Genomic DNA, 20,756 nt, shown 5'->3' with positions numbered 1-20,756 from the left:
GAAAGGTCCGGAATGCTCCGCAAGCCGTCGCTGTCTCCTCGCGCCTTTGCCTGTCTCGCCCTCATGGCGCCCCTCGTGCTGACGGCCCTCCCGGGGGCCGCCGAAGCCTCGCCCCGCGACCGCCGGGCCGAGGCCTGCACCCGCGCCCGGAGTGACGGCGAGCGCCAGGCGCTGGGCTGCTGGCGGCTGCGGCAGGAGGCCGGCCGCGGCCAGCGCATCCATGGCGGAGCCGCGGTCGCGGAGTTCTACGCCACCGTGCCGGTGGAGCGGGAGGCGTTGCAATCGAAGGCGGACCAGCGGCGGCGCGACTGGGCGCGGGCAAGGGCGCGCGGGACGATGGCGGAGAGCGAGTGAGGCGCCCTGATCGCGCCCGACCCTCGACCTTCCACCCATTGGCCGCAGCGGCACCCGGGCCTATAAGTCGGCGTTAAGGAACGCCAGCCACGAGAGCCCCAGGCCGATGACCCGCATCCCGGATTTCTCGGAGATCGCCTACGCGGCGGCCCAATCGACCGCCGCGATGCCCAGCCCCGCCGAGCCGTGGATGACCCCCGAGGGGATCCCGGTGAAGGGTGCTTATGGTCCCCAGGACCGGGCCGGGCTCGATCTCGCCGGCTCCTATCCGGGTATCGCGCCGTTCCTGCGCGGGCCCTATCCCACCATGTATGCGAGCCAGCCCTGGACGATCCGGCAATATGCCGGCTTCTCCACGGCCGAGGATTCGAACGCCTTCTACCGCCGCAACCTCGCGGCCGGGCAGAAGGGGCTGTCGGTCGCCTTCGACCTCGCCACCCATCGCGGCTACGATTCCGACCACCCGCGGGTCTCGGGCGATGTCGGCATGGCGGGCGTCGCGATCGACTCGATCTACGACATGCGGACGCTGTTCTCGGGGATTCCCCTCGACCAGATGACCGTGTCGATGACGATGAACGGCGCGGTGCTGCCGGTGCTCGCCCTCTACATCGTCGCCGCCGAGGAACAGGGCGTCCCGCCGGAGAAGCTCGCCGGCACGATCCAGAACGACATCCTCAAGGAGTTCATGGTCCGCAACACCTACATCTACCCGCCGGCCGGGTCGATGCGGATCATCTCGGACATCTTCGCCTATACCTCGGCCCACATGCCGAAGTTCAACTCGATCTCGATCTCCGGCTACCACATGCAGGAGGCCGGGGCGACGCAGGATCTCGAACTCGCCTACACGCTCGCCGACGGCGTCGAGTACATCCGCGCCGGGCTGGCGGCGGGGCTCGACATCGACAAGTTCGCCCCCCGCCTGTCGTTCTTCTGGGCGATCGGGATGAACTTCTTCATGGAGGTGGCCAAGATGCGGGCGGCGCGCCTGCTCTGGGCCTCGCTCGTCAAGGAGTTCGCGCCGAAATCCGACAAGTCCCTGGCGCTCCGCACCCACTCGCAGACCTCGGGCTGGTCGCTGACGGCGCAGGACGTGTTCAACAACGTCACCCGCACCTGCGTCGAGGCGATGGCGGCGACGCAGGGCGGCACCCAGTCGCTCCACACCAACGCGCTGGACGAGGCGCTGGCGTTGCCGACCGACTTCTCGGCCCGCATCGCCCGCAACACCCAGCTGTTCCTGCAGCAGGAGAGCGGCACCACCCGGATCATCGATCCGTGGGGCGGCTCCTACTACGTCGAGCGGCTGACCCAGGATCTCGTCGCCCGGGCCTCGGCCCATATCCGCGAGGTCGAGGCGCTCGGCGGCATGGCCAAGGCGATCGAGGCCGGCATCCCGAAGCTGCGCATCGAGGAGGCGGCGGCCCGCACCCAGGCGCGGATCGATTCGGGCCAGCAGGTCATCGTCGGCGTCAACCGCTACAAGCCCGACGGCGACCGGGCGATCGACCTCCTGCGGGTCGACAACGGCAACGTCCGCACGCTCCAGATCGACAAGCTGACGCGCCTGCGCGCCGAGCGCGACGGCCAGGCGGTCGAGGCGCGGCTCGCGGCGCTGACCGAAGCGGCCAAGGGCAGCGGCAACCTGCTCGCCCTCGCGGTCGAGGCGGCGCGCGAGAAGGCCACGGTCGGCGAGATCTCGGAGGCCCTGGAGCGGGCCTGGGGCCGGCACCGGGCCGAGATCCGGGCGATCTCGGGCGTCTACAAGCGGGAGATGGGCGGCATGTCGGCGGCGGTCGAGCGGGTGCGCGGTCTGGTCGAGGCCTTCGAGGAAGCGGATGGGCGCCGCCCCCGCATCCTGGTCGCCAAGATGGGCCAGGACGGGCACGACCGCGGCCAGAAGGTGATCGCCTCGGCCTTCGCCGATCTCGGCTTCGACGTCGATATCGGCCCGCTCTTCGCCACCCCCGAGGAGGCGGCGCGCCAGGCGGTGGAGAACGACGTCCACATCGTCGGCGTCTCGTCGCTGGCCGCCGGCCACCTGACGCTGGTGCCGGAGCTGAAGCGGGCCCTCGACGAGGCCGGACGGCCCGACGTGATGATCGTCGTCGGCGGCGTGATCCCGCCCGGCGACTTCGCGGCGCTCCGCCAGGCCGGCGCCTCGGCGATCTTCCCGCCCGGCACCGTCATCGCCGAGGCCGCCTCGGAGCTGATCGGGGAGTTGAACACGCGGCTCGGCTACGCGCCGCGGATCGCCGCGGAGTAGGGCGGGGCGCGGCTCTCACGAGAGCGTGGCTTTCGGGGGGGACGCGTTCTCCTGCCACTTCCGCTACCCGAACAGCACGCGGCCGACCGTCTCCTGATCGTTAGGACTCCGCTGACCAAGACGCGCTACAAGGCAGGTCCACCGATCGGACCCTGCCCTTGCGCTATCCGCCCCATCTGCTCGAAGAGATCCGCTCCCGGCTGCCGGCCTCCGAGGTCGTCGGCCGGCGCGTGCGCCTCAAGAAGGCGGGGCGTGAATGGCGTGGCCTGTCGCCGTTCAACGCCGAGAAGTCGCCGTCCTTCTACGTCAACGACCAGAAGCAGTTTTACCACTGCTTCTCGTCCGGCAAGCACGGCGACATCTTCACCTTCGTGATGGAGACGGAGGGGGTCTCGTTCCCCGAGGCGGTCGAGCGGCTGGCCTCCGAGGCCGGGGTGGCGCTGCCGGCGCCGAGCGAGGCGACGCGCGAGAGCGAGACGCGGCGGCGCGGCGCCCTCGAGGTGATGGAACTCGCCTGCGCCTTCTTCGAGGACCAGCTCGCCGGCCGGGCCGGGGCCCGGGCCCGCGACTACCTCGCCGGCCGGGGCCTCGACGGCGAGATCCGCCGCACCTTCCGCCTCGGCTACGCCCCGCCCGAGCGCTACGCGCTGCGCGACCATCTCGCCGCCCGGGACGTGCCGGCCGAGATGATGGTGGAATTGAACCTGCTCACCACCGGCGACGACATCAAGGTTCCGTTCGACCGGTTCCGCGACCGGGTGATCTTTCCGATCCGCGACGTGCGCGGCAAGGTGGTGGCCTTCGGCGGCCGCGGCATGAGCCCGGACGCCAAGCCGAAATACCTCAATTCCTCCGAGACGCCGCTCTTCCACAAGGGGCGGATGCTCTACAACCACCACGCCGCGCGAAAGCCCGCCCACGAGACTGGTCGGGTGATCGCGGTCGAGGGCTATGTCGACGCGATCGCCATGACGCTGGCCGGGCACCCGGAGGTGGTGGCCTCGCTGGGCACGGCGCTCACCGAGGACCAGCTCGGCCTGCTCTGGCGCATGGCCGACGAGCCGATCCTGTGCTTCGACGGCGACGGCGCCGGCCGGCGCGCCGCCTACCGCGCTCTCGATGTGGCTTTGCCGGCACTCCAGCCGGGAAAATCGCTCCGTTTCGCGCTGATGCCCGAGGGCCAGGACCCGGACGACCTGTTGCGCACCGGGGGGCCAAGCGCGATCGACCGGGTGCTCGACGGTGCCCGGCCGATGGTCGACGTGCTGTGGTCGCGCGAGACCGAGATGAGCCCGGTCGACACCCCGGAGCGCCGCGCCGGCCTCGCCCAGCGCGTGCGCGAGATCGTCGGCGGCATCCGCGACGAGACCCTGAAGCGCTACTACCGCGACGACATCGAGGCCCGCCTGCGCTCGCTGAGCCCGAATGGCGGTGCCCGGCAGCAGGGCGGGGGCGAGCGCCCGTATCGCGAGCGCGCGCCCTTCGTGCCGCGCGGCCGCGGCGCGCCGCCGGCGCCGGTCTCGCCCCGCCTCACGGCGCGGGCGAGCCCGCTCCTCGCCCGCTCGTCGCTGTTCTCCGGTGGATCGTCCTCGCGCGAGGCCTTGATCGTCGCCGCCCTCCTGGTCCATCCCGAGCTGCTCGCCCGCGAGGCCGAGGATCTGGCCGAGGTCGAGTTCGAGGGGGCGGATGCGCGGGCCTTGCGCGGCGCGCTCCTCGATCTCGCTGCCGAGGGCGGGGCGGGCGACGCCGCGTTCCTGGATGCGCGGCTCGAACGGGCCGGGCTCGCCGCCGCGGCCGGCCGGATCGCCGGCCTGGTGCGGCCCGGCGACCGCTGGATCCTCGATCCGCACGCCGATCCGGTGCGGCTGGAGGACGCGCTCCGGCAGGCCGTGATCTTGCACAGGAAGGCCGGAACGCTACATAGCGAACTCCGGGCCGCTGAACGCGCCCTGGCGGATGAGGAGACGGAGGCCAACTTCGCCTGGCTGCGCGACGTGAAGACCCGCCTTTCCGTCGTGGCGGGCGCAGAGGGCGAGGCGGAGGCGGCCGAGGACACCGAATCGTCCTGATGCGACGCGCCGCTTGCGGCCTGCCGCCGGACTAGTTAACGGCAAGTCGATCGAATGGCTTGCACATTTGCGTGAGATCCTGGGCCGGCTCGTGCGCCGCCCGACGAGACATCACGGTGCCGGCACGGCGGGAGCCTCCCCCGCCCGGGCACTGCCGACACCGGGAAGCATAGGCTGAGCATGGCGACGAAGGCAACGGAACGAGACGAGACCGAGGCGGCCCCCGAGCAGCAGACCGACGGCCCGCTCCTCGACCTGACGGATGCCTCCGTCAAGCGGATGATCAAGCTCGCCAAGAAGCGCGGCTACGTCACCTATGACGAGTTGAACGAGGTGCTGCCTCAGGAGGAGTTCACCTCCGAGCAGATCGAGGACGTGCTGGGCCAGCTGTCCGAGCTGGGCGTCAACGTGGTCGAAGCCGAGGAGGCCGACGACCAGCAGGGCGAGGCCGCCCCGCAGGAAGGCGCCGAGGAGGAAGAGGCGAGCGAGGGCGGCGAGGTGGCCGAGGTCGCCGCGGCGCGCCCCGTTGCGCTCCGGGCCGAGACCACCAAGGAGCCGACCGACCGCACCGACGACCCGGTCCGGATGTACCTGCGCGAGATGGGCTCGGTCGAGCTCCTGTCGCGTGAGGGCGAGATCGCGATCGCCAAGCGCATCGAGGCCGGCCGCGAAGCGATGATCGCCGGCCTGTGCGAGAGCCCGCTGACCTTCCAGGCCATCATCATCTGGCGCGACGAGCTCGTCGACGGCCGGGTGCTGCTGCGCGACATCATCGACCTCGAGGCGACCTATGCCGGCCCCGACGGCCGCGCCGGACCCGCCGAGGGCGAGGTCGAAGGGGAGGGCGACGAGGAGGCCGAGGGCGAGCCCCCGCCGGAGGGCGAGGGCGACGAGGACGACCTCGAGAACAACGTGTCGCTCTCGGCGATGGAAGCCGAGCTGAAGCCGCGCGTGCTCGAGACCTTCGACGCGATCGCCGAGAACTACCGCAAGCTGCGCAAGGTGCAGGCCGAGCAGGCCGAGACCCGGCTGAAGGGCGCGGCCGCCTCCGAGTCGCAGGGCCAGCGCTACTCGGAGCTGAAGAACACCGTCGTCGCCGACGTGAAGTCGCTGTCGCTGAACGCCAACCGCATCGAGGCGCTGGTCGAGCAGCTCTACGACATCAACAAGCGCCTGATCTCGCACGAGGGCCGCCTGATGCGGCTCGCCGAGAACCACGGCGTCGCCCGCGACGAGTTCCTGCGCCACTACCAGGGCTACGAGCTCGATCCGCACTGGGTCGAGCGGGTGGCGAAGCTCGGCGGCAAGGGCTGGAAGAACTTCACCGAGCGCGGCGCCGTCAACATCCTGACGCTGCGCGAGCAGATCATCTCGCTCGCCTCCGAGACCGGCCTGGAGATCCAGGAATACCGGAAGATCGTCCACATGGTCCAGAAGGGCGAGCGCGAAGCCCGCCAGGCCAAGAAGGAGATGATCGAGGCGAACCTGCGGCTGGTGATCTCGATCGCCAAGAAGTACACCAACCGCGGCCTGCAGTTCCTGGACCTGATCCAGGAGGGCAATATCGGCCTGATGAAGGCGGTCGATAAGTTCGAGTACCGCCGCGGCTACAAGTTCTCGACCTACGCCACGTGGTGGATCCGGCAGGCGATCACCCGCTCGATCGCCGACCAGGCCCGCACGATCCGCATCCCGGTGCACATGATCGAGACGATCAACAAGATCGTCCGGACCTCGCGCCAGATGCTGCACGAGATCGGCCGCGAGCCGACCCCGGAGGAGCTGGCCGAGAAGCTGGCGATGCCGCTCGAGAAGGTGCGCAAGGTCCTCAAGATCGCCAAGGAGCCGATCTCCCTCGAGACCCCGATCGGCGACGAGGAGGATTCCCACCTCGGCGACTTCATCGAGGACAAGAACGTCGTCCTGCCGATCGACGCGGCGATCCAGTCGAACCTGCGCGAGACCACCACCCGGGTGCTGGCCTCGCTCACCCCCCGCGAGGAGCGGGTGCTGCGCATGCGCTTCGGCATCGGCATGAACACCGACCACACCCTCGAGGAGGTCGGCCAGCAATTCTCGGTGACCCGCGAGCGCATCCGCCAGATCGAGGCCAAGGCCCTGCGCAAGCTCAAGCATCCGAGCCGGTCGCGGAAGCTGCGGAGCTTCCTCGACAACTGAGCCGGTCGAGCGATCGCCAGAAAGGCCCGGGAGGCGACCACCTCCCGGGCCTTTCTGTTACGGCGACGGTGCCACGAGGCGCGCCACGGCGCGCCGCACCAGCGGCAGCACGAGCAGCAGGGTCGGGAAGGCGACGAGCCACGAGACGACCCAGGCCCGCGGCCAGTGCCACAGCGCATCGGGGGTGGGCCCGAGGCTGAGCAGCGTGGCGATGGCGGAGACGACGCAGGTCATCATCACCGACAGCAGGAGGGCGGTGAGCAGCGGCGCGGCGGAAGCGGGCAGGCGGCGCGGAGCGGGGGAGGAAGGCATGACACGTCTTTCGAAGCGGGCAGGCCACCCGGACGATGCGGCACGCACCCGCCCGGTGGAGGCCACCAAGGGAGCGCGTTGCTTGACGTGAGACGCTTACGGTCGTCCTGAACGTGACCTGACGACGATCCGCTTCCTAGCAGGGGTCGGGGCAAGTGCCAAGCTGGTCTCATGCAAGCCGGGAAGCCGGCCGCCCGCGGCCAAGCCTTGCCCTCGCGCGCTGCGACGCCCATGTCAGAGCCATGTACGACCAGCCTCGCCCCAACTCCGCCCCGACGCCCACGGCCGCGGCGGACGGGTCGGAGGCGAGCGACATCCCGATCGGCCTGTTCCGCGATTGCGTGGCCCTGCGCGACTGGCTCCTGAGCGAGGGCGCAAGGTTGCCGGAATCCGGCGACCTTCTCGCCGGCATGGCCGAGCGGCTGAACGACCTCGGCGTGCCGGTCGATCGTGCCACCACCGCCATCGACGCGCTGCACTCGGATTATTCCGGCGTCGGCCGGTTCTGGACCCGGGAGGACGGCGTCAGCTTCCGGTTGTTCCCGCATGGCGAAGTCACCGAGAAGGCGCTCGCCCGCAGCCCCTTCGCGCATGTCTACGCCACCGGCCAGTGGCTGATCCTCGACTTGCGCGAGACGCCGGACGACCGCTTCAGCATCGTCCCGGAGCTTAAAAGCGCGGGCTACACCCACTACATCACCGTGCCGCTGTTCTTCACCAACGGCACCAAGAACGGCGTGACCTTCGCGACCCGCGATCCGCGCGGCTTCGGCGACGACGACCTCGCCATCCTGCGCTTCATCGTGCCGACCCTGTCGGCGGTGATGGAGATGCGCGGCCTCAACGCCCGGCTCGACCACGTGCTGCGGGTCTATGTCGGCGACGGGCCGCATCAGGCGATCCTCGCCGGCTTCATCCGCCGCGGCCAGGTCGAGCGGATCCGCTCGGCGATCCTGTTCGCCGACATGCGCGGCTACACCCACCTCAGCGACGCGCTGGCGCCCGAGGCCTCGGTCGAGCTGCTCAACACCTATTTCGACTGCCTGGTGCCGCCGATCGAGAGCGAGGGCGGCGAGGTGCTGAAATATATGGGCGACGGCCTGCTGGCGATCTTTCGCGAGAGCGGCGACGACCTCGGCGGCGCGGCGCAAGGGGCGCTCACCGCGGCGCAATCCGCGCTCCGCCGCGTCGAGGAGGCGAACCGCGCCGGACGCTTCCCCACCCGGATCGAGGTCGGCATCGCGCTCCACCATGGCGAGGCGGCCTACGGCAATGTCGGCTCCGGCGCCCGGCTCGATTTCACGGTGATCGGCCGCGACGTGAATTTGGCGAGCCGGTTGGCCAAGCTCAACAAGGTCCTGTCCGAACCGCTCCTGATGTCGAAGCCCTTCGTCGATTTCCTGTGGGGCGACCCCGAATTGCTCGGCACCCACCCCCTCGACGGCATCGCCGAGGAGATGGCGATCTATCGTCCGGGCAAGGGGGGGTGAATCCGGGCGGCGGGCCGAGGGTGGTTGACGAAGGCGGGCCGGCTCGCCACATTCCGGCCGTTCCAGGGAGATCCCCGGCAAGGGGCTGAGACACCGCTGGATCGTGAGTCCGAAGGCCCAGAGCCTTGAGATTCCGGTCGGCGCGGAAATCCTTCGAACCTGATCCGGCTCATACCGGCGTAGGGATTGGACAGGGTCCTTGAGACCCCCGCGCATCATCCGGCCACCGGGCGCAGTCCACTCTCTTCGGGCCACCGTGGAGACGAGGGTGCTGGAGACGAGGGTGCACGCGCAGACGATCGGACGGCGAGGCGGAGCAGGTCCGAGCCCCGAGAGCGACCGGCTGCCGGAACGGGCCGACGTGGCGGTGATCGGCGCCGGGCTGATCGGCCTGTCGATCGCCTGGCGCCTGGCGCGGGCGGGCGTCGCCGTCGCGGTGGTCGAGCGCGGCCGCGCCGGCGACGGGGCGAGCCTCGCCGCCACCGGCATGCTGGCGGCGGCGGCCGAGCACGAGCCCGGGGGCGAGGCCCTGTCGCCGCTCTGCCTCGCGAGCCAGCGCCTCTGGCATCCGTTTCGCGACGAGCTGGAGGCCGAATCCGGCCTGACCATCGATTACCGCCGCGAGGGCACCCTCGTCATCGCGCTCGGCCGCGACGAGGTCGAGCGCCTGCGCTTCCGCCACGAGCTGCAACGCCGCGACGGGCTCGCCGCCGAGTGGCTGTCCGGACCGGCAGTGCGCGCCCGCGAGCCGGGCCTGCGCCCCACCGTCACCGCCGGCCTGTTCTGCCCCGAGGACCATCAGGTCGATCCGGCCCGGGTGATGGCGGCGCTCCGCGCGGCCTTCCGCGCCGCCGGCGGGCGGCTGATCGAGGGCTGCACCGTCACGGCGCTCTCCCGCGAGGGCGGCCGGGTCGCCGGACTCGAGACCACGTCCGGGTCCTTGCGCGCCGGCCATGTGGTGCTCGCCTCCGGTGCCTGGGCCGGGGAGGGGAGCCTGGTGCCTGACCTCGCCCTGCCGGTGCGTCCGCTGAAAGGTCAGTCGATGGCCCTGCAGATGACGCCGCGCAGCGGCCACCTCTCCCACGTGGTCTGGACCGAGCAGGTCCACATGGCGCCGAAGGGCGACGGCACGCTGATCGTCGGCGCCACCGTGGAGGAAACCGGGTTCGACCCGCACCTCACCGCCGGCGGCCTCTACGCCCTGCTGGAGGGCGCACGGCGCGCCCTGCCGGGGGTGGAGGAGATGCAGGTCTCGGGCGTGTGGAGCGGCTTTCGCCCGACCTCCGACGACGACGCCCCGATCCTCGGCGAGGCCCGCCCGGGCCTGGTGCTCGCCGCTGGCCACCACCGCAACGGCTACCTGCTCGCCCCGGTCACCGCCGCAGCCGTCGCCACCCTGATCCTGCGCGGCGAGACGCTGCCGGTGGCCGCCCCCTTCGGCCTTGCCCGCTTCACGTCCCCATCCAGCGAGACTTCATGAAGATCCTCGTCAACGGCGAGCCCCGCGACAGCGGAGCCGCCACCCTCGACGCCCTCTGGCGCGCCGAGACCGCCGACCTCGACCTGCCCGGCCCGCAGGGCTTCGCCATCGCGCTCAACGGCGCGGTGGTGCGCCAGCGCGACTGGGCGGCGACCGCGCTCAGCGAGGGCGACCGCGTCGAGATCGTGCGCGCCATGCAGGGCGGCTAGACATTCGCAGATCCGGAGACACCCCATGACCGACACCCCCGACGACCCGTTCGTCATCGCCGGCACGAGCCTGTCCTCGCGCCTCCTCATCGGCACCGCCGGCTACCCGACGCAGGCGATCATGAGCGAGGCGGTGCGGGCGAGCGGCGCCGAGGTGGTGACGGTCTCGATCCGCCGCATCTCGCTGCACGGCCACGGCTCGGACACCGTGGCGCGCCTGAAGGGATCGCGCTTCCTGCCCAACACCGCCGGCTGCGAGACCGCCCGCGACGCCGTGATGACCGCGGAACTGGCCCGCGAGGCGCTCGGCACCAACTGGATCAAGGTCGAGGTGATCGGCGACCGCGAGACCCTCTATCCCGACGTCGCCGAGACGATCGAGGCCACCCGCCAGCTGGTCGAATCCGGCTTCGTGGTGCTGCCCTATTGCAACGACGATCCGGTCGTGTGCAGCCGGCTGGCCGATCTCGGCGCTGCCGCCGTGATGCCGATGGGCTCGCTGATCGGCTCCGGCATGGGCGTGGCCAACCCGGCGAACCTCGAACTGATCTGTCGCCGCTCGCCCGTACCGGTGATCGTCGATGCCGGCATCGGCACCGCCTCCGATGCGGTGATCGCCCTGGAGCTGGGCGCCGCCGCGGTGCTCCTCAACACCGCCGTCGGCAAGGCCGACGACCCGGTCCGGATGGCCCGCGCCATGCGCCACGCCGTCGAGGCCGGCCGTCTGGCCCATCTCGCCGGCCGCATCCCGCGCCGGGCGCGGGCCGAGCCGTCGAGCCCGCAGCTCGGCCTCGTCGGCTCGTGAGCCTGCCCGCCCGCCTGCTGATCGTCACCGACCGGCACGGCTGCCCGGAGCCCCTGGAGACCCGCGTCGCCGCCTGCCTCGCGGCGGGCGCGCGCTGGATCTGGCTGCGCGACCGCGACCTGCCGGGCCCGGAGCGCGCCGCCCTCGCCGAGGCCCTGGCCGGCCAGGTGGCACGAGCGGGCGGGGCGCTCACCATCGGGCGCGACGTGGAGCTGGCGGCGCGGGTCGGTGCGGCGGGCGTCCAGCTCGGCGCGGCGGCGGATGTGGCGGCGGCCCGGGCGCGGCTGGGGCGGGGAGCGCTCCTCGGCGTCTCGGCGCATTCGCTGGCCGAGGTGCGGGCGGCGCGCGAGGCGGGAGCGGATTACGCGACCCTCAGCCCGATTTTCCTGACCGCCAGCAAGCCGGGCTACGGGCCGGCCCTGGGGCTGGACGTGTTGCGCGAAGCGGCGGCTTTGATGCCGATCGTGGCCCTCGGCGGCATCGATGCCGGGACGGCATTGTCCTGCTGCGAGGTGGGGGCCGCTGCCGTGGCGGTGATGGGGGTGGTGATGCGGGCGCCGGAAGTCGGCGCGCTGATTCCGGCGCTCGCCTGACGCCGGAGCCTCTTTCCGACACCCCCTTCACTCCGGCGGCGCCTCGAGAGACAGAGGCGTGAGATTCCGCTCCCGGTGAGGACGGCGACGGTTCCGCGGGAACCGGAGAACGTCGTGCAGGCGGAGAAGCGCCGCTTCCTGGCGACACCGTCTCCCCGCTCGGGCGCGACAAGCGGCGTCAGGCGTTGCCTGTGGGTGAGGCCCGTCCGGCCATCGAAGCCCGCCGCCGAGGGCTCGCCCTTTTTGCAACTTTGCGATACAGTTATCGTCTACAGGTTGCGTCGAGGTCGGATCTGGGTGCTCGCATGATGTCGAACGTCACGCAAGACTCGACAGTGTCGGTTGCGGTACCGCAGGTCGATGGACGCTACCTCCTCGCGGATGGCCGGGAATATGCCTGTCAATCCCGTTCCATCTCCCTGGATGAAGCCGAGATCGTCGCGCCCGTTTCAGGAGCCGTCGGAGAACACGTCACGGTGTACCTCGATCAAGTCGGTGCCGTCATGGGCGTGATCTCGTCGATCTTGCCGGATGGCTTCCGGGTGGATGTCGACGTTTCCCCCGAGCGACGAGCCCGGCTCGCGGCCCGCCTCGAATGGCTCGTTGACCGCGGCCGGGGGCGCGTGGACCAGCGCAGCGCCGTCCGCATCGTACCCACCCATACCGCCGTGGCCGTGCATCTGATCGACGGCCGCGTCGTGCCCGGCACGATCGTCGATCTCTCGATGTCGGGCGCCGCCATCAAGGCTCCGGTGCAACCGATCATGGGCGAGCAGGTCACGTTGGGAAAGCGCCGCGCCACCGTGGTGCGCCACATCGAGGACGGCTTCGCGGTGAGATTCGTCCTGCCGTTCTGCAACGAAACCTTCAGCCCGCACGTCGTGCTGTGAAGCCGCCGGAGGTCATGGCCGCCTCGCTGGTCCGGAGGAGCTCGCGGTTCGAGCGACGTGATCGGCCGGACCGTCGTGCAGACGATGGCTCGCCGGAGGGCAGACGCTCCAGGGCTCCGACGCTTGAGGGCGGGGCCTCACCGGCCTTCAGCACATCGACGCGTTCGACCAATCGGTCGGGTGGGGTTTCGGCGTCCGGTGCCCGGAAGGGGCCCGCCGCACCGTGTCGATCAACCTGCGCTTCCTCGACAGCCTCGCGATGATTGACGAGGATTTCACTGTCGCGCCCGCGTGCGGACTATAGCCAGCCTATGTGCGTGCTGAAGAAAAGTGGTGCGGACGGCGGGACTCGAACCCGCACGACCAGAGGTCGCAAGATTTTAAGAACTGTGATGGGAGCTAACACGGCCTCACAGACCATCTCATCACCCGGTCTCAAACCCCTTGCAGCACTTAGCTTTCTTGTCGGAAAGCGCCACTCAGGGTAACACTGCCAAACACGCCTTAACGGGCATCTTGGCATACCCCCGTGTTACCCCTGGAGCGCATCTCGTGACAGCGAAGGTGCTCACCGTGCAGAGTGTAGAACGCCACAAGCCGAACCCTGAGCGGCGGCTTGAGATTCCGGATGCGACGCTGCCCGGGTTCTACCTAGTCGTGCAGCCGAGCGGCGCGAAGTCGTGGGCAGTGCGCTACCGCATCAACGGCCAGCCCCGGAAGTACACCATCGGCGCCTATCCGCTGTTCGACCTGGGAGCAGCACGAGCCCGCGCCCGCGAGGCGCTGCAGATGGTTGCCCTCGGCCGCGATCCCTACGTAGAGAAGAAGGCAGCCGCTGCAGCGGCTCACGTCGCCGAGAAGGATCGCGTCGCGCACGTCGCGACGCTCTACGTGGAGCGGCACCTCAAGCCGAATGCGAAACCGGGGTACGCCGAGACTGCTGCAGCGCTGATCACGAACCACGTGCTGCCACGTTGGGGCAACCGCCGGATCGGCGACATCGGCCGCATCGATGTCATCGCCCTGGTCGACGGCCTCACCGACAAGGGAATGGCGACCGGCGCCAACCGCGTGTTCGCCACCACCCGGGCGATGTTCAATTTCGCGCTCGCCCGGGGGATGATCCCGACCACGCCGTTTCTCGGCCTCAAGCCGCCCCTGGCGGAGACCAGCCGCGATCGCGTGCTGACCGATGCCGAGGTCAGGCTCGTCTGGAAGGCAGCGGAGGCGGTCGGCTACCCGTTCGGCCCGATGGTCCAGTTACTCCTCCTCACCGGCCAGCGGCGCGACGAGGTCGGCAAGATGGTCTGGCCGGAGCTGGACGGCTCCGTCTGGACCATCCCAGCCGTTCGCACGAAGAACTCCCTTGAGCACGTCGTGCCGCTGTCGCCGCAGGCTATCGCGATCCTCGACGCGGCCCCTCGCATCGCGGGCGCCGGCTACGTCTTGACGCGGAGTGGCACCACGGCAGCGGCGGACTACTCCGCCGGCAAGAAGCGCCTGGACGCTGCCATGCTGGCGATCGCCACGAAGGAAGAGCCCGAACAGGGGAGGGACCTCAAGGCCGTCAGCGTCCCTCCCTGGCGCCTCCACGATCTGCGTCGGACCTGCAGCTCAGGCATGGCACGGCTCAAGGTGACTCCGCACGTCATTGAGGCGGTTCTGAACCATCGCTCCGGCACGATCAGCGGCGTCGCTGCCGTCTACAACAGGTACGCCTATTTCGACGAGAAGCGTGCGGCGCTAGAGACGTGGGCGCGCAAGGTTCGGAGTTTGGTCGATGCATGAGGCTTTGAGAGCAGCCCTCTCCTCCCGTGACCTCAGTACCGCAAATCGTAGGCATGGGATCAAAGCTCTGCTCAGGGAGCATCTTCTTGATCCGGATGTCAGTGAAAGGGCGCTGTTTGAGGCAGCTTATGACGACGCTTCTGGCAAAGAATATTGGGACTCCTGGCTGACAAGAGAGCATGACCACATATTCGTTTTGGTAGATCTGCTTGCCATACACAACGCCAAAGAGCGCCTACTCATCGCAGGGCGACAGACGCTGTCGAACGCTTTCAGAGAGAATGTGTTTCACGATCAAATCTACCGCGCGATGACCGACGCAGCAAAGCGCGGCGAGTCATGGCTCTATGGAGATGTGACACCTCTCCTTGAAGAGAAATATCATCCGAAAACCGTATTTTCCATTGTCAAGCAAGGGACGGAGCGAGTTGTCCCGCTTGAGGTCGCGCGGCGATCAGCGGTCGAGTGGCTGTGCCAAGACCCGAACTATAAAGAGCTTGTGCCGCAGTCAGCACAGGCAGCCCTTCGGATTGACGCTGCACATGCTCCGCCAAGGTTCGTACCCATAGCTCATAACGACACGACACGGGATCAGCCAGTTCGCAGAGGCCGTCCTGAGGACACGGGCTATGGTCCCCTTGATCGTGCGCTATTCCCGTTGATCGATGATTTACTGGCGACCGGGAAAGCGAATACCGCGTATGGTGCTACCCAGCATATTTTGGAGAAGATTAAAGGCAGCGGAGGCGACAAAAGCCGCAGGCTGCGCGTCTCTAATCTCTATAAATCGGAGCGGAAAAAGCCGAGTTAGGCCGTGTAGAATAATGTAGCGAAAATCGAATAATGCAATTCGGCATTGTTCTGCAATGACTTAGCCGAACAGCGTACCAATATGGCGGACGTCCCCTAACACGGAGCGACGTGATGCCACTTCCTAAGACGAGCCAAACCGGCGAGATGCTGCCGGCGTCTCACGTGCGTCAGCGGTACGCGATCAGCGACATGACCCTGTGGCGCTGGGAGAAAGATCCCAAGCTGGATTTCCCCAAGCCCATCCGGATCAACGGCCGCCGCTACTGGCGCTTGGCCGATATTCAAGATTTCGAAATTCGCCAATCCTCGCAGCAGGAGGCCGCGTAACAAGCATAGCCTATAGCGTCAGAACCCCCGCCGTGGGCGCGGCGAGGGTCCTGGGAATTGTCTGCTCGGCAGCTGACACCTGGGATATACCGTACAGCCCCCGCGAAATCCAGATGCGGCGCCTACTCGCCCGCTTTGATTTTTCACCCGAACGCGCTCGCGCCGTTGCCGAGCTGGCGTTCGCTACGACCGGGAGGCGCTAATGAATGCGAACCTCTCTCGCGCTGATCGGCGCCGCTTCGATCGCTTTTGTGAGAAAAACGAGCCGACACTGGCCGCAGATCGCCGATTCTTTGAGCGCCGGCCGGATCGGACGTACCGGGTGCGTCTCGCCTCAGCCGCGGAGGTCGAGACCCTGAGGCTGACTGGGCGCGGCTCCGAGACTCCGGCGGGCTACCGCTGGTACGTCGCGATCCGCCACGTCGTTCAGGACGTGCGGGTACGTGCTTTCGCAATCGGACGTGATGGGCTGGACACGGATGTGTCCGACGCCGTCGCCGCAAACATCTACGGGTGGGCATCAGGCTCGATCGCAAACCTGCCGGAGTTCGAGAGCGCCCTGCGCGAGCAGATGGCAGGAGATGCCTGATGGGTACTCCGCTTGAGACGGCGCTTCAGTACTGCCGGCGCAACTGGAACCCGGTCCCCGTCCCGTTCCAGAAAAAGGGGCCGGTGGGCACCGGATGGGGCAAGCGCGTCATTCGCGAGGCCGACGCTCCGCGGTACTTCAACGGCGCCCCACAGAACATCGGCGTCGTGCTAGGGCCGACATCGAATGGGCTGACGGATGTCGACCTCGACTGCCCAGAAGCCATCGCGCTCGCGCCGCTCCTCCTGCCAGAGACGGGCGCGATCTTCGGGCGTAGGTCGAAGCCCGATTCGCACTACCTGTTCGTAACCCGGCTTGGCGAGACGAGCCAGAAGGCCACGCACGCCTACGAGGACCCTGAAACGGGAGAGATGCTGGTCGAGCTGCGCTGCGGCGGCGGGAAGAGCGCACAGACGGTCTTTCCGGGGTCCCTTCACGCCAGCGGCGAGCCAGTCGAGTGGAGCCGGAGCGGAGACCCCGCGGAGTTTGACGGGCCGGCACTGCTGAAGCGCGTCGCGGCGATCGCGGCAGGGTGCCTACTCGCCCGTCACTGGCCGGGGACGGGTTCGCGCCACAAGGCCGCCCTGGCGCTTGGCGGCTTCCTGGCCCGGCTGGACTGGAGTGAAACCGACATCGGCCACTTCGTCGGTGCGGTCGCTGACGTGGGAGGCTCCGAGGACGTGGCTGCAAAAGAGACAGCCGCTAAGGACGCTGCTCGAGCCTACGCAAAAGGTTCGACGGCTGGGGGCTTCCCGATGCTGGCCGACAAGTTCGGCGAGCCCGTCGCAAAGAAGGTAGCGGAATGGCTCGGGTACAGACCGGAAACGGTGGTTCAGAAGTTCTTCGAGCCGCCTGCTGCGGCCGCGAACGACGCGGATTGGCGACAGGCCTGCCTGCGGAATGACAAGGGCGAGGCTCTGCCTGTCCTAGCGAACGCCATGGCGGCGTTGCGCTCTGCACCCGAACTCGCTGAGGTCTTCAGCTACGACCAGATGCAGTGCGCCACGATGATCAGTCGTGTCGTGCCGGGATGTGGCTCCCCGCCGGGCGGGGCGATGCCGATGCGGCTCGCCACTGACACAGACATTAGCCAGGTGCAGGAGTGGCTGCAGAAGGCAGGCCTACCGCGATTGGGCAAGGAGATCACGCACCAGGCCGTCGATTACCGCGCCGTCGAGCGAGCCTTCCATCCAGTTCGGCAGCACCTCGAAGGCCTGTCCTGGGACGGACGGGAGCGCCTGTCGGGGTGGCTGTCGACCTACCTCGGCGCAGAGGAGACGCCGTACACTGCCGGAATCGGTGCGATGTTCCTGATCGCCATGGTCGCGCGGATTTTCGAGCCCGGCTGCAAGGCCGATTACATGATGGTGCTTGAAGGCCCGCAGGGCGCCCGGAAATCGACGGCGTGCGCCATCCTGGGAGGAGAGTGGTTCTCGGACAGCCTGCCCGACGTCACGGCCGGCAAGGACGTGTCGCAGCACCTGCCGGGCAAGTGGCTGATCGAGATCGCCGAGATGTCGGCCATGTCGAAGGCCGAGGATGCGGCGCTAAAGGCCTTCATCAGCCGGCCTGTCGAGCGCTACCGCCCGAGCTACGGCCGCAAGGAGGTGATCCAGCCGCGCCAGTGCGTGTTTGTTGGGACGACGAACAAGAGCACGTACCTGCGCGACGAGACGGGCGGGCGCCGGTACTGGCCGGTGAAAGTCGGGCGTGTCGATACCGACGCATTAGCCCGGGACCGAGATCAACTCTTCGCCGAGGCGGTACGCCGCTACCGCTCCGGCACCCGATGGTGGCCCGACGAGGCATTCGAGGCCGAGCACATCCGACCGGAGCAGGAAAGCCGCTTTGAAGCTGATGCGTGGGAAGAGCCGGTCCGTCGCTACCTTGATGGCAAGGACCGCGTTAGCGTGATGGAGGTGGCGCGCTGCGCTCTCTTCATCGAGACGCCGAAGGTCGGCACAGCGGATCAGCGCCGGATCGCGTCCACCCTCGAACGCTTGGGATGGGTGCGTAAGCCCAAGGATTGGCAGGGCAACAGGTTCTGGGGGCCGCTTTGACCTCCTTCGACCACCACGGCGCACGGCGCACCACGGCGCACATTCCCAACGAGGGGTATTGCGTACGCGCGTATGTGTGCGCCTATGCACCTTATATGGGAATGTGCGCCGTGGTGCGCCGTGCGCCGTGGTTTGGGCGTCCTCGGTATGTCGTGGGCACTGGGCTAAAGCCCACACCCGAGACACATTGTGGGGCTGTCGCACCATACCAAGGACGCCCTGCATGGAACGGTTGCGGCAGCCGTCCCCTTAGGCGACCTTCTCCCCGTGGAAGGTTTCTATCGAATCCATGACCTTGTCCGCGTTCGCATCGTCGACCTGAACCGAAACCCGGACCTTCCCGCGCAGCGCGGGCTCGCCGTCAGTGTCAGATTTCAGGTGGCCGTCCTCGACATCCGCTCTTGCCGCTTCCGTCCCGGCCGTGTTCTCGCTCGATGCCGGTCCGATGCTGACAGCCTTACGGTCCAGGTCGTGCTCCTGGACGATGTGCTCGACCGCCATCTCGGCGTCCCGGCGCGATTTGAAATCGGCTGTGATGGTCGTGGGCATCGAGATCTCCGGCTCGCGCGTGTGTGGGTCGGCAACAAGCCCCCTCGAGGAAAGTTCAGCCCGCCTCGTGACCACCGGAGAGGTTCAGCCCTGACGGTTGCCGCGGCATCCCCTCCTGCGGTCGCGGTCCCCTCACACGAAGTGCGCCGGCAGAGCCAGCATACGAGCGTACTCCACCAGCATGACCGCGAGGCCAGTCATCACGCCGAAGGCAATGATGCAGTCCGAAGCAGTCATGGTGTTGCGCATGGTCTTGATCATCGTCGTTCCCCTCATCATCGACAGCCGTTGCCCGGCTGCTCTGACGCGGGCTTATGGTTAAGGTTGGTTGCGGGGTTATTGCTTCGTATGTTGCGTCCGGCTGCGGTGCGTGCGGATCTGCAGCTTCAAGCACACAGCCGCGCCGGCCACTTGTTGTTCTCGCAACCTGCTACGCATGGAGGGAATGAGACATCCAATTATTTCTGTTTCATCTGCGTGTGGGCACCTATTTCGAGTACTTATCCGCTCCGCTCGCGGGTGCTCAGCGAAGCCGGTCAGATGCCTTCATGATGACCGACAGACGGTATCTAGTTACCACACCGCGTGGTTACGGCTGGACGAGCTTTTGGAAACTTGCGGAGCGATCCCCTGTCGAGCACGGGCACTGGGACAGTGGTCGAAGGACGACAGGAGGCACAGCCTTCGCCGCTGAAAAAATCTGCGCCGATCATTGCCCCAAGCGCTTGCCAACCGCGCTGAGACCATTACAACTCAGTCAACGGACGTTGACTTGGGTGTGAGGGCGAGATGGCGGCCGGCGGTTTTGTCTCCTACCTGCGCGTGAGCACCGACCGTCAGGGCAAGTCCGGCCTCGGCATCGAGGCGCAGCGTGAGGCCGTCGCCCGCTACCTCAACGGAGGCGACTGGAAGATCCTGGCCGAGCACGTCGAGGTGGAGAGCGGTCGCAACGACGCGCGGCCAGCACTGGACACCGCGCTTGCAGCGGCCCGTCTGCATCGCGTCCCGCTCGTCGTGGCCAAGGTGGATCGGCTCACCCGCTCTGTAGCCTTCTTGTCCCGGCTGCTTGAGAGCGGTGTTGAGGTGCGCTTCGCCGATCTCCCACAGATCGAAGGACCGGCCGGTCGGTTCATGCTCAACCAGATGGTCGCTGTGGCCGAGTTGGAGGCGGGGCTTATCAGCGCTCGCACCAAGGCGGCCCTGGCGGCCGCCAAGGCCCGCGGGACTAAGCTCGGAGGCAACCGGGGCACCACCGTGCCGAAGGCCGTCAGCGAGGCCGGGAGGGCCGCCCAGACGGCTAAGGCGCGAGCGCGGACCGCTGACCTTGCTCCGACGATTGCCGAACTGCGCGCCGCCGGCATCACGTCCGCCACGGCCATCGCCCGCGCCCTCACCGAGAAGCGCATCCCGACCAGCCGGGGCGGCGACACTTGGACCACGACGCAGGTTTCGCGAGTGCTGGCACGACTGGCCAACTAGCCGGCATCAAGCATTGCCGGTCAGGCATAACTAAAGACAACATAGCATAACATTGTACTATCTAGAAATTATGATCTAAAGCGACTATATTGGCTCGGTCACTTCCGAGCGGTTGCATGTCGTTCCAATCTCCCCCTGCCATCAATCGGTCTCCTAAGCAGCGCTCTGCGCTCGCAAACGGCAGTCGGCCGTTCTTCGTGACCGTGCCGGGCAGCACCGAGGCGGCGCGGCACTACAAATCCGTGCTGGACGAGGTTGAGGCCGAGCGGGGCGGCCGGGCTGCCATGTCCGTCACTCAGCGCGAGGCAGCTCGCGCCTACGCCGGGTTGGCAGTCGAACTGGCCAAGCTGCACGCGACGCTGGCCAGCGGCCAGAATGTCGACCTGGAAGCCCTTGGCCAGATCGGCGACCGGATGGACCGCCAGGCCAGAAGGATGGGGCCTCCGAAGGCGGCGCGCGGCTCGACGTGGGACGAGCGCAACGCGGCCAGGAAGGCCTGAGC

Annotated in this window: 20 protein-coding genes; 17 read left to right on the top strand and 3 right to left on the bottom strand. The window is 68.2% G+C overall.

Going from position 1 to position 20,756, the window contains the following annotated elements; translation table 11 throughout:
* Window positions 1–12: 12 nt before the first annotated feature.
* The 4 genes from FF100_RS22465 (at window position 13) to rpoD (ending at window position 6,870) form a co-directional block, all read left to right on the top strand.
* The gene (locus FF100_RS22465) at window positions 13–354 is read left to right on the top strand and encodes a hypothetical protein (protein ID WP_139037996.1); all 342 of its coding nucleotides are present in this window, start codon (window positions 13–15) and stop codon (window positions 352–354) included.
* Between the two features lie 106 nt (window positions 355–460).
* A complete protein-coding gene (scpA, locus tag FF100_RS22460) occupies window positions 461–2,623 on the top strand; it encodes a methylmalonyl-CoA mutase (protein WP_139037995.1) in 2,163 nt (720 codons plus the stop codon).
* Between the two features lie 158 nt (window positions 2,624–2,781).
* Window positions 2,782–4,692: a DNA primase gene (gene dnaG, locus FF100_RS22455; protein WP_139037994.1), complete on the top strand. Its 1,911-nt coding sequence runs from the start codon at window positions 2,782–2,784 to the stop codon at window positions 4,690–4,692.
* Window positions 4,693–4,872: 180 nt separating this feature from the next.
* Window positions 4,873–6,870 carry an RNA polymerase sigma factor RpoD gene (rpoD, locus tag FF100_RS22450; RefSeq protein WP_139037993.1) on the top strand — a complete coding sequence of 666 codons (1,998 nt, stop codon included), beginning with the start codon at window positions 4,873–4,875 and terminating at the stop codon, window positions 6,868–6,870.
* A 57-nt stretch (window positions 6,871–6,927) separates the two neighbouring features.
* Here the strand turns inward: rpoD and FF100_RS22445 are convergent, their stop codons facing one another.
* Window positions 6,928–7,182, bottom strand: a complete 255-nt coding sequence (locus FF100_RS22445; protein ID WP_139037992.1) for a DUF2798 domain-containing protein — start codon at window positions 7,180–7,182, stop codon at window positions 6,928–6,930.
* 242 nt (window positions 7,183–7,424) lie between these two features.
* Here FF100_RS22445 and FF100_RS22440 point away from each other — a divergent pair, with 242 nt between their 5' ends.
* The 11 genes from FF100_RS22440 (at window position 7,425) to FF100_RS22390 (ending at window position 18,226) form a co-directional block, all read left to right on the top strand.
* The gene (locus FF100_RS22440; RefSeq protein ID WP_139037991.1) at window positions 7,425–8,672 is read left to right on the top strand and encodes an adenylate/guanylate cyclase domain-containing protein; all 1,248 of its coding nucleotides are present in this window, start codon (window positions 7,425–7,427) and stop codon (window positions 8,670–8,672) included.
* A gap of 283 nt (window positions 8,673–8,955) precedes the next feature.
* A complete protein-coding gene (thiO, locus tag FF100_RS22435; RefSeq protein ID WP_139038117.1) occupies window positions 8,956–10,152 on the top strand; it encodes a glycine oxidase ThiO in 1,197 nt (398 codons plus the stop codon).
* Window positions 10,149–10,361: a sulfur carrier protein ThiS gene (gene thiS / locus FF100_RS22430; RefSeq protein WP_139037990.1), complete on the top strand. Its 213-nt coding sequence runs from the start codon at window positions 10,149–10,151 to the stop codon at window positions 10,359–10,361. Before thiO ends, thiS begins: the two co-directional genes overlap by 4 nt.
* A gap of 25 nt (window positions 10,362–10,386) precedes the next feature.
* Window positions 10,387–11,166 carry a thiazole synthase gene (gene thiG / locus FF100_RS22425; RefSeq protein ID WP_139037989.1) on the top strand — a complete coding sequence of 260 codons (780 nt, stop codon included), beginning with the start codon at window positions 10,387–10,389 and terminating at the stop codon, window positions 11,164–11,166.
* A complete protein-coding gene (locus FF100_RS22420) occupies window positions 11,163–11,759 on the top strand; it encodes a thiamine phosphate synthase (protein ID WP_139037988.1) in 597 nt (198 codons plus the stop codon). The genes thiG and FF100_RS22420 overlap by 4 nt, the downstream gene beginning before the upstream one ends.
* Window positions 11,760–12,064: 305 nt before the next feature.
* Window positions 12,065–12,649, top strand: coding sequence for a PilZ domain-containing protein (locus FF100_RS22415; protein ID WP_246102230.1), 585 nt, complete (start codon window positions 12,065–12,067; stop codon window positions 12,647–12,649).
* A gap of 552 nt (window positions 12,650–13,201) precedes the next feature.
* Window positions 13,202–14,437, top strand: coding sequence for a tyrosine-type recombinase/integrase (locus FF100_RS22410; RefSeq protein ID WP_171070291.1), 1,236 nt, complete (start codon window positions 13,202–13,204; stop codon window positions 14,435–14,437).
* Entirely contained in the window at window positions 14,430–15,248 is an 819-nt protein-coding gene (locus FF100_RS22405) for a hypothetical protein (protein ID WP_139037986.1), read from the top strand. Before FF100_RS22410 ends, FF100_RS22405 begins: the two co-directional genes overlap by 8 nt.
* A 113-nt stretch (window positions 15,249–15,361) precedes the next feature.
* The gene (locus tag FF100_RS22400) at window positions 15,362–15,577 is read left to right on the top strand and encodes a helix-turn-helix transcriptional regulator (protein WP_139037985.1); all 216 of its coding nucleotides are present in this window, start codon (window positions 15,362–15,364) and stop codon (window positions 15,575–15,577) included.
* Window positions 15,578–15,779: 202 nt separating this feature from the next.
* The gene (locus FF100_RS22395; RefSeq protein WP_139037984.1) at window positions 15,780–16,166 is read left to right on the top strand and encodes a hypothetical protein; all 387 of its coding nucleotides are present in this window, start codon (window positions 15,780–15,782) and stop codon (window positions 16,164–16,166) included.
* Entirely contained in the window at window positions 16,166–18,226 is a 2,061-nt protein-coding gene (locus tag FF100_RS22390; protein ID WP_139037983.1) for a VapE domain-containing protein, read from the top strand. Before FF100_RS22395 ends, FF100_RS22390 begins: the two co-directional genes overlap by 1 nt.
* 249 nt (window positions 18,227–18,475) lie before the next feature.
* Here FF100_RS22390 and FF100_RS22385 read toward each other — a convergent pair whose 3' ends face one another.
* Window positions 18,476–18,775 (bottom strand): hypothetical protein, encoded by a 300-nt coding sequence (locus FF100_RS22385; RefSeq protein ID WP_139037982.1) that lies wholly within the window; start codon window positions 18,773–18,775, stop codon window positions 18,476–18,478.
* 132 nt (window positions 18,776–18,907) lie between these two features.
* A complete protein-coding gene (locus FF100_RS38390) occupies window positions 18,908–19,036 on the bottom strand; it encodes a hypothetical protein (RefSeq protein WP_281287309.1) in 129 nt (42 codons plus the stop codon).
* 528 nt (window positions 19,037–19,564) lie between these two features.
* Here FF100_RS38390 and FF100_RS22380 point away from each other — a divergent pair.
* Complete coding sequence (locus FF100_RS22380; RefSeq protein WP_139037981.1) at window positions 19,565–20,254, top strand: recombinase family protein; 690 nt, start codon at window positions 19,565–19,567, stop codon at window positions 20,252–20,254.
* Between the two features lie 116 nt (window positions 20,255–20,370).
* Window positions 20,371–20,754, top strand: coding sequence for an NAD(P)/FAD-dependent oxidoreductase (locus FF100_RS22375; RefSeq protein WP_139037980.1), 384 nt, complete (start codon window positions 20,371–20,373; stop codon window positions 20,752–20,754).
* Window positions 20,755–20,756: the final 2 nt, after the last annotated feature.

This window comes from Methylobacterium terricola (assembly GCF_006151805.1).
GTDB classification, from domain to species: Bacteria; Pseudomonadota; Alphaproteobacteria; order Rhizobiales; family Beijerinckiaceae; genus Methylobacterium; species Methylobacterium terricola.
Note: the sequence above shows the minus strand (reverse complement) of the source record. Positions and strands in the feature narration are given on the sequence as shown.